Genomic DNA, 11,968 nt, shown 5'->3' on the forward strand with positions numbered 1-11,968 from the left:
GTTCCGACGAACGTCGCTTGCCATCCCATCGTGCGCACCCATATTGTGCGGCGCAGCAAATCCACGTCTGCCGGCGATTCCGCCCCTTCGGAGTGCACGCATGCGACGTTTGTCTGATACGATTGGCCGCCTCGTGGCAGCACGCGGCGTCGGCGAGGGCATGGCGCCCGCCGGTACCGACCGTCTGACCGACCTGACCGGATTCGGCCGCAATCCCGGTAACTTACGCGCCCGGCTCTACGTCCCCGCATCCGTCGGCCCGCGCCCGGCGCTGGTCGTGGTGCTGCACGGCTGTACGCAGACCGCGGCGGGCTACGACATCGGCTCGGGCTGGTCGCGGCTCGCCGACGAAGCCGGCTTCGTCCTCTTGTTCCCCGAACAGCAGCGCGCCAACAATCCGAACCTCTGCTTCAACTGGTTCGCGACAGAGGACATGAGTCGCGACCATGGCGAGGCCTTTTCGATCCGCGAGATGATCGTCGCGACGATCGCCGCGCACGACGTCGATTCCACGCGGGTGTTCGTCACCGGCCTGTCCGCGGGCGGGGCGATGACCGCGGTGATGCTGGCGACCTATCCCGAACTGTTCGCCGGCGGCGCGGTGATCGGCGGCCTGCCCTATGGCACGGCCGCGGGCGTCGTGCAGGCGCTCGACCGGATGCGCGGGCATGCGATGCCCGACGCGGCGGCGCTGGATACGCTGGCCAGGGGCGCGTCGACGCACCACGGCGGCTGGCCGACGCTGTCGATCTGGCACGGCGATGCCGACGCCACCGTCCATGCCGCCAATGCGGAAGCGATCCTGGCTCAGTGGCGCGGGCTGCACGACGTGCCCGAGGCGCCGTCGAGCTGTGAAACGATCGCCGGCCATCCTCACCGGACGTGGCGCGATGCCGGCGGTCGCGCGGTGATCGAAGATCATCGCATCCTCGGCATGGGCCACGGCACCCCGATCGCTACGCGCGGGCCGGAGGCATGCGGCACCGCGGGCGCGTTCATGCTCGACGTCGGCGTCTCCTCAACCCGCCGGATCGCCGCCTTCTGGGGCATCGCCCCGATGCCGGCCGCAATTGCCGCGCCAGCCACGGCGCCTGCGCCGCAGCGGCTGCGTTCCGTGCCGGGCATCGCCGTTCCCGCCGCACTTAAGGGGCCGGCCACCGTCATCAACGACGCGCTGCGCGCCGCCGGGCTTCTACGCTAAGCGCCGCGCATTCCCCTGACGGCGATCTTGCTTTAGGGCAGCGGTCATGCCTCTCGTTCTTGTCATGGTCGGCGGTGCCCTCGGCACGGCTGCCCGCTATCTCACCGGCCGCGCGACGCTCGCGCTGTTCGGACCGGCCTTCCCCTTCGGCACGCTCGCCGTCAACCTGATCGGCGGCCTGCTGATGGGCGTGCTCGCCGGCGTGCTGGCGCGCGCAGGGACCGGCGGCGAGCCGTGGCGCCTGTTCCTCGGCGTCGGCGTGCTCGGCGGCTTCACCACCTTTTCCGCGTTCAGCCTCGACGTCGTCGCGATGATCGAGCGCGGCGCCACCGGCGCGGCGTTCGGCTATGCCCTGCTGTCGGTGATCGGATCGGTCGCCGCGCTGTTCGCCGGGCTGATGCTGGCGCGCAATGCGATCGGGAGCGTGGCGGCATGACCGACAAGAGCGACAGCGGCATCCGCCAGTTCGACGTCGGTTACGACGACGACGGCATCCGCCTCGACCGCTGGTTCAAGCGGCATCTGCCCGACACCAGCTTCACCACCGTCGCCAAATGGGCGCGCACCGGCCAGCTGCGCGTCGATGGATCGCGCGCGACGCCGGGCGACCGGATCAAGGCCGGCCAGACGCTACGCGTGCCGCCACCCGAACCCGAGATCAAGGACGAGGCCGGCGCCGTCGTTGCCCGGCCCATGCGCGAACGCGCGCCCTTGTCGGAAGACCAGATCGCCTTCGCGCGCGAAATGGTGATCCACAAGGATCTGCAGGCGCTCGTCCTCAACAAGCCGCCCGGCCTCGCGACGCAAGGGGGGACCAAGACCACCGAGCATGTCGACGGCCTGCTCGACGGCCTGCAATATGACGCGGAGGGGCGGCCGAAGCTCGTCCATCGCCTCGACAAGGACACCTCGGGGGCGCTGCTCGTCGCCCGCACGTCGCGCGCCGCCGCCTTCTTCGCCAAGGCGTTCTCGGGCCGGACGGCGCGCAAAGTCTATTGGGCGCTGGTCGTCGACGTGCCGTCGATCGAGGACGGCGTGATCGACCTGCCGATCGCCAAGCAGCCGGGCACCGGCGGCGAGAAGATGCACGTCGACGAGGAGAACGGCCAGGCCGCGCGCAGCCGCTATCGCGTGATCGAGCGCGCCGGCAACCGCTGCGCCTGGGTCGAGCTGCAACCCTTCACCGGCCGCACCCACCAGCTGCGCGTCCACATGGCGGCGATCGGCCATCCGATCGTCGGCGACGGCAAATACGGCGGCGCGGCGGCATTCCTGACCGGCGGGATCAGCCGCAAGATGCATCTGCACAGCCGCCGCATCCGCGTCGATCATCCCGACGGCGGCAGCATCGACGAGACCGCGAGCTTGCCGACGCACTTCGCCGAAAGCCTCGCGACGCTCGGCTTCGACGAGGCCAGGGGCGACGCGATGCCGTTCGAGGAAGCCAAGAAAGGCCCGCCCCCCAAGGCGGTGCTCAAGCAGCGCGCCAAGGCGCACGCCAAGTCGATGCGCAAGGAGCATCGCGGCGAGCGCCGCCGGCGCGGCAGCAAGGACTGATACGGCAGGCCGATGACCAGACTCGCCGTGTTCGACTGCGACGGCACGCTCGTCGACAGCCAGGCCAATATCTGCGTCGCGATGGAGCAGGCGTTCGCCAACGCCGCCCTCCCCGCGCCGCCCCGCGCGGCGATCCGCCGCATCGTCGGGCTGAGCCTGGTCGAGGCGATCCGTGCGCTGTTGCCGGAGGCCGAAGACGCGCAGCACCAGCGGATGGCGGCGGATTACAAGGACGCGTTCTTCCGCCTGCGCACCACCGGCGGGCTCGAGGAGGAACCGCTGTTCGAGGGGATTGCCGAACTGCTGGCAGAATTGGCGGACGACGGCTGGCGCCTCGGCGTCGCGACCGGCAAATCGGATCGCGGGCTGGCGCATATCCTTAGCCATCACGGCCTGACCGACCGGTTCGTCACCCTGCAGACCGCCGATCGCCATCCGTCCAAGCCCGATCCGGCGATGCTGCTCGCCGCGATGGACGAAGCCGGCGCCACGCCGCATAGCACCACGATGATCGGCGATACGAGTTTCGACATGGCGATGGCCAAAGCGGCCGGCGCGCGCGCGGTAGGCGTCGCCTGGGGCTATCACGATGTGCGCGATCTGGTCGATGCCGGCGCGGACGTGGTCACGGATCGCGTCGCGGCGTTGCGGGGGATGCTGGCATGACCGACACGCGTGCACGGCGCCGGTGGCTGGCGATGGTCGGCAGCCGGCTGGCGGGGACCGCCGGTGCGGTGTTCGGGCTGGTGCTGACGGCGCGGACGCACGACTGGCCGATCGAGGTACTCGGCATCGCGATCACGCTGTCGGCGCTGGCGGTGATCGCGATCGTGCCCGCGAGCCTCGCGCACCGCTGGCGGACGCCGCCGCAACCATGAGGCGCTTCTGGACCGAGGTGACGCTGGACGACGCCTGTGTCGTCCTGCTCGACGGCAGGCCGGTGCGCACGCCCGGCCGCGTGCCGCTGGCGCTGCCAACCGACGCGCTCGGGCGGATCGTCGCCGACGAATGGCGAGGCGTCGGCGAGACGATCGACCCGCGCGCCATGCCGCTGACCGGCCTCGCCAATGCCGCGATCGACCGCGTCGCACCCGACCCCGCAGCCTTCGCCGCGGGCCTCGCCGCTTATGGCGCGAGCGACCTGCTCTGCTACCGCGCCGAATCGCCCGAACCGCTGGTCGAGCGGCAGCGCGCCGCATGGGACCCGTGGCTCGACTGGGCGCGCGGTCGCTACGACGTGCACCTCGAAACGACCGCCGGCATCATCCACCGCGCGCAACCGCCCGCGACACTGGCGCGCCTGGGTGAAGCCGTCGCGGCGCTCGACGCCTTCCACCTCGCCGCGCTGTCGCCGGTGGTGACGCTGACCGGCTCGCTGGTGCTCGCGCTGGCGCTGGTCGAGCGCGCGGGCGATCCCGACACGCTCTGGGCGGCGGCGCATGTCGACGAGGACTGGCAGGCGGAACTATGGGGCGCCGACACGCTGGCGATCGAGGCACGAGCGAACAAGCGCCGCGATTACGACGCGGCGGTGCGGTTTCTGGCGGCGCTGGATTGACCCGATAAAATCAGGCTGGCCTCTCGCCCACCTGCTCACTGTCGAAGGGCAGGTGAGTCTCAATGTGCTTCGACAGGGTCAGCACGAACGGTGGTCAGGCCGTCCCCGTCAATGCGCTCAAACCGCCCCCGCCACCCGCGTCAGCTTGCGGATGAACCCGATCAAGCCCGTCTGCCGCGACCGCTTCAACCGCTCGGCCGCCAAAATCGTCTTCACGCCCTGGAAGCATTGCTCGACGTCGTCGTTGACCAGCACATAGTCGTAGCCGTCCCAATGGCTGACCTCGTTCGCCGCCCGCGCCATGCGTGCGTCGATGACCTCCATCGAATCGGTGTTGCGGTTGGTCAGCCGCGCGCGCAGCTCCTCCATCGACGGCGGGAAGATGAACACGCGGACCACGTCGCCACCGGCGATCTGGAACAGCTGCTGCGCGCCCTGCCAGTCGATGTCGAACAGCACGTCCTTGCCGGCCGCGAGCATCGTCTCGATCTGCGCGCGCGGCGTACCGTAGCGGTGGTCGAAGACGTGCGCCCATTCCAGGAATTCGTCCTCCGCCACCATGCGGCGGAATTCCTCGAGATCGACGAAATGATAGTCCTTGCCGTCGACCTCGCCCGGCCGCATCGGTCGCGTCGTCGCCGACACCGACATGCCGAGTTCGGGTTCGTCGGCCAGCAACTTGCGCGCGATGGTGGACTTGCCCGCGCCGGACGGCGAAGACAGGACGAACAACACGCCGCGACGGCGGAAGTTGTGCGGATCGGCGGAATGGGACGACGGCATGCGCGCTAGTGGCGTCTGGGTGGGGCGGGCGTCAAGCATCGGCGCGATGCTGGCCGCGAAAAGTCGCTGGCTGATCCCGGCCCTGTTGGTCGCGACCGCCGCGATCCTGCTGGCGATGGGTCGCTCGGCGATCTGTCCATGCGGGCGGATCGCGCTGTGGCACGGGGCGGTGCAATCGGATCAGAACAGCCAGCAGATCGCCGACTGGTACAGCCTCAGCCATGTCGTCCATGGCCTGCTGTTCTATGGCGCGACATGGCTGGCCCTGCACCGCTGGCCGTGGACCGCGCGACTCGTCGTCGCGGTCGTGGTCGAAGCAGGCTGGGAAATCCTCGAGAACTCGCCGCTCATCATCGACCGCTATCGCGCCGTCACGATGGCCTGGGGCTATAGCGGCGACAGCGTGCTCAACTCGATCAGCGACATCGCCGCGATGATGCTGGGCTTCACGATCGCCCGGCGCCTGCCGTGGTGGGCGAGCGCCGGGCTGGTCGTCTTGCTGGAGGTCGTCGCGCTCGTCGCGATCCGCGACAATCTGACGCTCAACCTCATCATGCTGATCGCCCCGGTCGAGGCGATCCGCATCTGGCAGGCGGGTTAGCGCTGCCCGCGCGCCTCGCGGCGGCGATCATAGGCCTTCTTGGCGACATAGCCGCCGCCGAGCAGCAGGCCGAGCGGCCCCATCCGGCGCAGCGCGCCGACCGACAGCGCGCCGATCGCCGCGCCCTTGATGCCGCCCTGTCCGTCGCGACGGTCGATCTCGCGCCCGACGAGCGCACCGATAATCCTGCCGATCATGATTCCACCTTTCCGAAAATCCGGTCCTTGAGTTCGGTCGCGCCGCGCAGCACCGCCCAGCCGACCGCATAGGTGACGGCGAGCGGCAGCACGATCTTCAACACGTTGGCGGTCACCGCGCCGATGATCGCACCGTCCGCGACGCCGTCGTCGCCCGATACCGAATCGATCGCCGCACCGATCAGCGCGCCTGTGGTGGTTGTGCTCACGCCCGTCCCCTTTCCGTTGCCGCATCGAAGCGCGCGAGCCGCGGGGAAGTTCCTCGTTGCGGCGGCGTATCGGTCCGATCAATCACAAGATCCCCCGTTCGCCCTGAGCCTGTCGAAGGGCATTGGACTCACCTGCTCACCAAGGCGAACGGAGGGATGGGTTTACCGCCCGATCATCGTCTCGGGCCGTACCAGCCGGTCGAACGTTGCCGCGTCGACCAGCCCCAGTTCCAGCCCTGCCTGCTTCAGCGTCAGTCCCTTCTGGTGCGCATGCTTGGCGATCTTCGCGGCATTGTCGTAGCCGACTTCGGGCGCCAGCGCGGTGACGAGCATCAGCGAGCGATCGACCAGCTCGCCGATCCGCTCGCGGTTCGCCTTGAGGCCATCGACCGTACGCTCGGCGAAGCTCCGCATCCCGACGGACAGCAGCGCGATCGAGCGCAGCACGTTGGCGCCGATCAGCGGCTTGAAGACGTTGAGCTCCATATGCCCCTGCAGCCCGCCGACGGTGACCGCGACGGTGTTGCCCATCACCTGCGCGGCGACCATCGTCAGCATCTCCGCCTGCGTCGGATTGACCTTGCCCGGCATGATCGAGCTGCCCGGTTCGTTCGCGGGCAATTCCAGCTCGCCGAGCCCCGACCGCGGCCCCGACCCGAGCAGCCGGATATCGTTGGCGATCTTGGTCAGCGCCACCGCCAGCACGTTGAGCGTGCCGTGCAGGTCGACCAGCCCGTCGTTCGACGCCAGCGCCTCGAACTTGTTGGGCGCGGTGACGAACGGCAAGCCGGTGAGGCCCGCGATCTCTGCCGCGACGTCCTCGGCGAACCCAGCAGGCGCGTTGAGCCCCGTCCCCACCGCGGTCCCCCCTTGCGCGAGCGGCATGATGTTACGCTCCAGCGTCCCCGCGATCCGCGCGCGCGCGTTGGCGAGCTGCTGGACGTAGCCCGAAAATTCCTGCCCCAGCGTCAGCGGCGTCGCATCCTGCAGGTGGGTGCGGCCGATCTTGACGAGGTCGTCCCATTCGCGCGCTTTCGCGGCGAGCGCGTCGTGCAGCCGGTCGAGCGCCGGATACAGCTGCCGCGTCACCGCGAGCGCCGCAGCGACGTGCAACGCAGTCGGGAAGCTGTCGTTCGACGACTGGCCGCGGTTGACGTCGTCGTTGGGGTGGACCGGCACCTTGCCGCCGCGAGTACCGGCGAGGGCTTCGTTGGCGTGGCCGGCGATCACCTCGTTGACGTTCATGTTCGATTGCGTGCCGCTGCCCGTCTGCCAGATCACCAGCGGGAACTGGTCGTCGAGCGTGCCGGCGACGATCGCCGCGGCGGCGGCCTCGATCGCGTCGGCCTTGTCGGCGGGCAGGCCGTGGCGGCGGTTCACCCGCGCCGCCGCCTGTTTGACGATGGCGAGCGCGTGGACGATCTCGATCGGCATCGCCTCGCGCGGGCCGAACGGAAAATTCTCGAGACTGCGCTCGGTCTGTGCGCCCCAATAGGCTTGTGACGGGACGTCGATCGGGCCGATCGAATCGGTTTCGGTGCGGGTGGTCATGCGGGCATGAACCGGCGGGATAGGGGAAGGTTTCCCGGCCTATTTCGTCATCCCGGCGAACGCCGGGACCCATGGACGCACGCGGCCGATGACAGTGTCCGACAAATGAACTTATCGTCACCATGAATCCCGGCGTTCGCCGGGATGACAGAAATGGGGAATGCGCCCGTCACGGGAGTAAATCCCGTGACGTCGAAGCTCGGCTGCGCCGAGCCCGGCCGGCGGTTCGCGTCGCTCTGGCGACCACGATTTAGCGTGCGCTAAATCGCTCGCTCCCTATTTCTTCCGCTTGAAGTCCACACTCACGACGTTCGACCCATCCGCCGCCGGCGTCGCGGTCGGGCCGTCGTTCTCCGCCTCGTCATGCGGTTCGGGACCGTCGTCGGGGTCCTCGGTCGCCTGGAAGCGCAGCTCGAAATTGACCGCGGGATCGTGGAAGCCGGTGATCGCCGAATAGGGGATGACCAGCTTCGACGGCACCTGGTTGAACGACAGGCCCACCGAAAACTTCCGTTCGTCGACCAGCAGGTCCCAGTAGCGGTTCTGCAGCACGATCGTCATCTCGTCCGGGAAGCGTTCGATCAGCCGCTGCGGGATGTCGACGCCGGGCGCCTGCGTCTTGAAGGTGATGTAGAAGTGATGCTCGCCGGGCAGCCCGCCCGATTCGGCGATCGTGCCGAGCACGCGGCCGACGACGGCGCGCAGCGCTTCCTGGACGATCTCGTCATACGGGATCAGGCTATCGGGCAGGCCATCGGTCATGCGCCCTTGGGTAGCGGCATCGGCGGTGGGGTCAAGATTGTGTGTGACGACACACATGCACCGTCTTATGGGACCAGCCGACATGCGCACCGCCACGATCAACCGCTCCACCGCCGAAACGCGGATCGACGTCACCGTCAACCTCGACGGCACCGGCGTCTATTCGATTGCGACCGGCATCGGCTTCCTCGATCACATGATCGAGCAGCTGAGCCGCCACGGCCTGATCGACATCGACCTGAAGGTCGACGGCGACCTGCATATCGACGGCCACCACACCGTCGAGGATTCGGCGCTGGCGCTCGGCCAGGCGATGGCGCAGGCGCTTGGGGACAAGCGCGGCATCCGCCGCTACGGCGACGCGCTCAGCCCGATGGACGAGACGCTGACGCGCGTCGCGCTCGATATCTCGGGGCGGCCGTGGCTGGTATGGAAGACCGCCTTCACCGTCTCGCGCCTCGGCGAACTCGATACCGAGCTGATCGAACACTGGTTCCACAGCTTCGCGCAGACCGCCGGGCTGACGCTGCACGTCGAGACGCTGTACGGCAGCAACAACCACCATATCGTCGAGAGCGCCTACAAGGGCCTCGCCCGCGCGCTGCGTGCCGCGGTCGAGATCGACCCGCGCAAGGGCGACGCGATCCCCTCGACCAAGGGCATATTATGAGCGAACCCTTCGTCCGCCCCGGCACAACCCTGTGCGTCGTGTCGCTGACCTATGGCGCCGATCTCGACGCGATCGATGCGGCGATGAGCGACCATGTCGACTGGCTGCGCGCGGCCTATGCCGAGGGGCGGCTGATCGCCTCGGGCCGCAAGCAGCCGCGTACCGGCGGCGTCGTGATCGCGATCGGCACACGCGCCGAGGTGGAGGCGATGCTGACGCTCGATCCGTTCGTCTCGCGCTGCCTCGCGACGGCGGAGATCACCCCCTTCACCGCGAGCATGGCGGCGCTGCCGCTCGAGGACATGCTGTCGTCGTGACCATCGCGCTGATCGATTACGGTGCGGGCAACCTCCATTCGGTGGAGAATGCATTGCGCGCGGCGGGCGCGACCGACCTGTCGGTGACCGCCGATCCCGATGTCGTCGCGAAGGCCGACCGTATCGTCCTGCCCGGCGTCGGCGCGTTCGGCGCCTGTGCGAGCGCGTTGCGCGCCGTCCCCGGCATGGTCGAGGCGATGGAACGCCGCGTCCGGCAGCAGGGCGCGCCCTTCCTCGGCGTCTGCGTCGGCATGCAGCTCATGGCCGATGTCGGCGAGGAGATGGGATCGCACCGCGGCCTCGGTTGGATGCGCGGCCGCGTACGACGGCTGGAACCCGGCACGATGGACGCGAAGGTGCCGCACATGGGCTGGAACGATGTCGTGCCGTCGGGCGACCACCCGCTGGTACCGGCGGGGGAAGCCTATTTCCTGCACAGCTACGCCTACGAAGGCGAGGACGTGATCGCCACCAGCGACCATGCCGGCCCGATCACCGCTGCCATCGCGCGCGACACGATGCTCGGCGTCCAGTTCCACCCCGAAAAGAGCCAGCGCTACGGGCTGGCGATGCTCGAAAGGTTTCTCGCATGGCGGCCGTGAGCCCATTCGCTCCTCCTCGGCACGGGGAGGGGGACCGCTCGGCGCCAGCCGAGTGGTGGAGGGGGGGAGCCGCAAGCACCGCCCTCACCTGCGATCCGGATCGCTTGCCGCACGCCCCCTCCACCATGCTGCGCATGGTCCCCCTCCCCGTGCCGGGGAGTATCTGATGAGCCTCATCGTTTTCCCCGCGATCGACCTCAAGGGCGGCCAGGTCGTCCGCCTCGCCGAGGGCGACATGGATCGCGCCACCGTCTACGGCGACGATCCCGCCGCACAGGCGATGCTGTTCGCCGGGGCCGGCGCGCAGCACCTTCACGTCGTCGACCTCGACGGCGCCTTCGCCGGTGCATCGGTCAACGGCGAGGCGGTGCGCGCCATCGTCGAACGCTTCCCCGGCCATGTCCAGCTGGGCGGCGGCATCCGCAACCGTGCCAGCGTCGAGCGCTGGTTCGACCTCGGCGTGGCGCGCGTCGTCATCGGCACCGCGGCGCTGGAGGATCCCGACTTCGTCCGCGGCGCGGCGCGCGACTTCCCCGGCGGCGTCGTCGTCGCGGTCGACGCGCGCGACGGCATGGTCGCGACCAAGGGCTGGGCCGACGTCTCGACCACCAGCGTCGTCGACCTCGCCCGCCGGTTCGAGGATGCGGGCGTGGCGTCGCTCCTGTTCACCGACGTCGGCCGCGACGGCCTGCTCAAGGGCTGCAACGTCGAAGCGACCGTCGATCTCGCCCGCGCGGTGTCGATTCCCGTCATCGCCAGCGGCGGCGTAAAGGGGATCGCCGAGATCCATGTCCTCGCGCTGCATGTCCGCGACGGCGTCGAGGGCGTCATCACCGGGCGGGCGCTTTACGACGGCAGGCTCGACCTGACCGCGGCGCTGGACGTGGCGCGGGCGGCAGCAGAATGAAGAAGGTGTTCACGCGGAGACGCGGAGACGCGGAGGTGTCGCGCTTGGAGCACACGTTGCCTCTTGTCGCCGGAGGCAGGATTATGTCTTCCGAACGCCAGCGATCAAGTGCGGCTCAATCCTTCCATCTTCTTCTCCGCGTCTCCGCGTCTCCGCGTGAACACACCTTTTTCCCGAGGCTCGCGGCATGACCGTTCGCGCCCGCGTCATCCCCTGCCTCGACGTCGCCAACGGCCGCGTGGTGAAGGGCGTCAATTTCGTCGAACTGCGCGATGCCGGCGATCCGGTCGAGCAGGCGCGTGCCTATGACGCCGCCGGGGCGGACGAATTGTGCTTCCTCGACATCACGGCCTCCCACGAGGACCGCGGCACGATCCTCGACGTCGTACGCCGCACCGCCACGGTGTGCTTCATGCCGCTGACCGTCGGCGGCGGCGTGCGCAGCGCCGAGGATGCCCGCGCGCTGCTGCTCGCCGGCGCCGACAAGGTCGCGGTCAATTCCGCCGCGGTCGCCCGGCCGGAGGTGGTCGCCGACATCGCCGAGCGGTTCGGCAGCCAGTGCTGCGTCGCCTCGGTCGACGCGCGCCGCGTGGGGAATCGCTGGGAGGTGTTCACCCATGGCGGCCGCCGCCCGACCGGGATCGACGCGATCCGGCACGCGACGCACCTCGCCGACCTCGGCGCGGGCGAGCTGCTCGTCACCTCGATGGACCGCGACGGCACGCGTTCGGGCTACGACCTCGACCTCGTCCGCGCGATCGCCGACCGGGTGAGCGTGCCGGTCGTGGCATCCGGCGGCGTCGGCGGCCTCGACGACCTCGTCGCCGGCATCCGCGACGGCCACGCCAGCGCCGTCCTCGCCGCCTCGATCTTCCACTTCGGCGAGGCGAGCGTCGCCGCTGCGCATGCCGCGCTCGCCGCCGCCGGCATTCCGGTGCGCCGTCCGCTCGCCGCTTAGAGTCTGTTTGGAAATTGGCGAAAGAGCCAATTTCACGCGGTGCCGGCCCGCTCCCCCGCCCGGCCGCCCATCAGGATACCGTGTCGGCGGCCGGG

General features: G+C 69.3%; 17 protein-coding genes. 12 read left to right on the forward strand and 5 right to left on the reverse strand.

The window, feature by feature from the left end:
* Positions 1-100: 100 nt before the first annotated feature.
* Genes M9979_RS14125 through M9979_RS14150 form a run of 6 tightly spaced genes read left to right on the forward strand, consistent with a single transcriptional unit; the run spans position 101 to position 4,316 of the window.
* Positions 101-1,201: an extracellular catalytic domain type 1 short-chain-length polyhydroxyalkanoate depolymerase gene (locus tag M9979_RS14125; RefSeq protein WP_254290003.1), complete on the forward strand. Its 1,101-nt coding sequence runs from the start codon at positions 101-103 to the stop codon at positions 1,199-1,201.
* Positions 1,202-1,247: 46 nt separating this feature from the next.
* Positions 1,248-1,637 carry a fluoride efflux transporter CrcB gene (gene crcB, locus M9979_RS14130; RefSeq protein WP_254290004.1) on the forward strand — a complete coding sequence of 130 codons (390 nt, stop codon included), beginning with the start codon at positions 1,248-1,250 and terminating at the stop codon, positions 1,635-1,637.
* Positions 1,634-2,758, forward strand: coding sequence for an RluA family pseudouridine synthase (locus tag M9979_RS14135; RefSeq protein WP_254290005.1), 1,125 nt, complete (start codon positions 1,634-1,636; stop codon positions 2,756-2,758). The genes crcB and M9979_RS14135 overlap by 4 nt, the downstream gene beginning before the upstream one ends.
* Before the next feature lie 12 nt (positions 2,759-2,770).
* Positions 2,771-3,424 carry an HAD-IA family hydrolase gene (locus tag M9979_RS14140; protein WP_254290006.1) on the forward strand — a complete coding sequence of 218 codons (654 nt, stop codon included), beginning with the start codon at positions 2,771-2,773 and terminating at the stop codon, positions 3,422-3,424.
* Positions 3,421-3,636, forward strand: coding sequence for a hypothetical protein (locus M9979_RS14145; protein ID WP_254290007.1), 216 nt, complete (start codon positions 3,421-3,423; stop codon positions 3,634-3,636). The genes M9979_RS14140 and M9979_RS14145 overlap by 4 nt, the downstream gene beginning before the upstream one ends.
* Positions 3,633-4,316 (forward strand): ATP12 family chaperone protein, encoded by a 684-nt coding sequence (locus tag M9979_RS14150; RefSeq protein ID WP_254290008.1) that lies wholly within the window; start codon positions 3,633-3,635, stop codon positions 4,314-4,316. The genes M9979_RS14145 and M9979_RS14150 overlap by 4 nt, the downstream gene beginning before the upstream one ends.
* Before the next feature lie 117 nt (positions 4,317-4,433).
* Here M9979_RS14150 and gmk read toward each other — a convergent pair whose 3' ends face one another.
* Positions 4,434-5,099 carry a guanylate kinase gene (gmk, locus tag M9979_RS14155; protein WP_254290020.1) on the reverse strand — a complete coding sequence of 222 codons (666 nt, stop codon included), beginning with the start codon at positions 5,097-5,099 and terminating at the stop codon, positions 4,434-4,436.
* Between the two features lie 46 nt (positions 5,100-5,145).
* On the opposite strand from gmk, the gene M9979_RS14160 reads away from it, so the two are divergent.
* On the forward strand, positions 5,146-5,700 hold the full coding sequence (locus M9979_RS14160) for a DUF2585 family protein (protein ID WP_254290009.1): 555 nt from the start codon (positions 5,146-5,148) through the stop codon (positions 5,698-5,700).
* Here the strand turns inward: M9979_RS14160 and M9979_RS14165 are convergent.
* The 4 genes from M9979_RS14165 to M9979_RS14180 all read right to left on the reverse strand — a co-directional run bounded on the left by M9979_RS14165 (position 5,697) and on the right by M9979_RS14180 (position 8,419).
* Positions 5,697-5,897, reverse strand: coding sequence for a hypothetical protein (locus M9979_RS14165; RefSeq protein WP_254290010.1), 201 nt, complete (start codon positions 5,895-5,897; stop codon positions 5,697-5,699). The genes M9979_RS14160 and M9979_RS14165 overlap by 4 nt on opposite strands.
* Positions 5,894-6,106 (reverse strand): hypothetical protein, encoded by a 213-nt coding sequence (locus M9979_RS14170; protein WP_254290011.1) that lies wholly within the window; start codon positions 6,104-6,106, stop codon positions 5,894-5,896. Before M9979_RS14170 ends, M9979_RS14165 begins: the two co-directional genes overlap by 4 nt.
* Before the next feature lie 162 nt (positions 6,107-6,268).
* Positions 6,269-7,657: a class II fumarate hydratase gene (gene fumC, locus M9979_RS14175; RefSeq protein ID WP_254290012.1), complete on the reverse strand. Its 1,389-nt coding sequence runs from the start codon at positions 7,655-7,657 to the stop codon at positions 6,269-6,271.
* A gap of 276 nt (positions 7,658-7,933) precedes the next feature.
* Positions 7,934-8,419 carry an SspB family protein gene (locus M9979_RS14180; RefSeq protein ID WP_254290013.1) on the reverse strand — a complete coding sequence of 162 codons (486 nt, stop codon included), beginning with the start codon at positions 8,417-8,419 and terminating at the stop codon, positions 7,934-7,936.
* Positions 8,420-8,501: 82 nt separating this feature from the next.
* Between M9979_RS14180 and hisB the strand changes: the two genes are divergently transcribed.
* The 5 genes from hisB (at position 8,502) to hisF (ending at position 11,873) form a co-directional block, all read left to right on the forward strand.
* Complete coding sequence (gene hisB / locus M9979_RS14185; protein WP_254290014.1) at positions 8,502-9,089, forward strand: imidazoleglycerol-phosphate dehydratase HisB; 588 nt, start codon at positions 8,502-8,504, stop codon at positions 9,087-9,089.
* Positions 9,086-9,406: a YciI family protein gene (locus M9979_RS14190; protein WP_254290015.1), complete on the forward strand. Its 321-nt coding sequence runs from the start codon at positions 9,086-9,088 to the stop codon at positions 9,404-9,406. The genes hisB and M9979_RS14190 overlap by 4 nt, the downstream gene beginning before the upstream one ends.
* Positions 9,403-10,008, forward strand: a complete 606-nt coding sequence (hisH, locus tag M9979_RS14195; RefSeq protein WP_254290016.1) for an imidazole glycerol phosphate synthase subunit HisH — start codon at positions 9,403-9,405, stop codon at positions 10,006-10,008. Before M9979_RS14190 ends, hisH begins: the two co-directional genes overlap by 4 nt.
* Before the next feature lie 166 nt (positions 10,009-10,174).
* A complete protein-coding gene (gene hisA, locus M9979_RS14200) occupies positions 10,175-10,915 on the forward strand; it encodes a 1-(5-phosphoribosyl)-5-[(5-phosphoribosylamino)methylideneamino]imidazole-4-carboxamide isomerase (RefSeq protein ID WP_254290017.1) in 741 nt (246 codons plus the stop codon).
* 187 nt (positions 10,916-11,102) lie between these two features.
* Positions 11,103-11,873 (forward strand): imidazole glycerol phosphate synthase subunit HisF, encoded by a 771-nt coding sequence (hisF, locus tag M9979_RS14205; RefSeq protein ID WP_254290018.1) that lies wholly within the window; start codon positions 11,103-11,105, stop codon positions 11,871-11,873.
* Positions 11,874-11,968: the final 95 nt, after the last annotated feature.

This window comes from Sphingomonas liriopis (genome assembly GCF_024211255.1).
Lineage (GTDB): Bacteria > Pseudomonadota > Alphaproteobacteria > Sphingomonadales > Sphingomonadaceae > Sphingomonas > Sphingomonas liriopis.

Coding starts and splice junctions, on each gene's coding strand:
- M9979_RS14125 (WP_254290003.1), top strand. CDS start 101: ATGCGACGTTTGTCTGATACGATTGGCCGCCTCGTGGCAGCACGCGGC.
- crcB (WP_254290004.1), top strand. CDS start 1,248: ATGCCTCTCGTTCTTGTCATGGTCGGCGGTGCCCTCGGCACGGCTGCC.
- M9979_RS14135 (WP_254290005.1), top strand. CDS start 1,634: ATGACCGACAAGAGCGACAGCGGCATCCGCCAGTTCGACGTCGGTTAC.
- M9979_RS14140 (WP_254290006.1), top strand. CDS start 2,771: ATGACCAGACTCGCCGTGTTCGACTGCGACGGCACGCTCGTCGACAGC.
- M9979_RS14145 (WP_254290007.1), top strand. CDS start 3,421: ATGACCGACACGCGTGCACGGCGCCGGTGGCTGGCGATGGTCGGCAGC.
- M9979_RS14150 (WP_254290008.1), top strand. CDS start 3,633: ATGAGGCGCTTCTGGACCGAGGTGACGCTGGACGACGCCTGTGTCGTC.
- gmk (WP_254290020.1), bottom strand. CDS start 5,099: ATGCCGTCGTCCCATTCCGCCGATCCGCACAACTTCCGCCGTCGCGGC.
- M9979_RS14160 (WP_254290009.1), top strand. CDS start 5,146: ATGCTGGCCGCGAAAAGTCGCTGGCTGATCCCGGCCCTGTTGGTCGCG.
- M9979_RS14165 (WP_254290010.1), bottom strand. CDS start 5,897: ATGATCGGCAGGATTATCGGTGCGCTCGTCGGGCGCGAGATCGACCGT.
- fumC (WP_254290012.1), bottom strand. CDS start 7,657: ATGACCACCCGCACCGAAACCGATTCGATCGGCCCGATCGACGTCCCG.
- M9979_RS14180 (WP_254290013.1), bottom strand. CDS start 8,419: ATGACCGATGGCCTGCCCGATAGCCTGATCCCGTATGACGAGATCGTC.
- hisB (WP_254290014.1), top strand. CDS start 8,502: ATGCGCACCGCCACGATCAACCGCTCCACCGCCGAAACGCGGATCGAC.
- M9979_RS14190 (WP_254290015.1), top strand. CDS start 9,086: ATGAGCGAACCCTTCGTCCGCCCCGGCACAACCCTGTGCGTCGTGTCG.
- hisA (WP_254290017.1), top strand. CDS start 10,175: ATGAGCCTCATCGTTTTCCCCGCGATCGACCTCAAGGGCGGCCAGGTC.
- hisF (WP_254290018.1), top strand. CDS start 11,103: ATGACCGTTCGCGCCCGCGTCATCCCCTGCCTCGACGTCGCCAACGGC.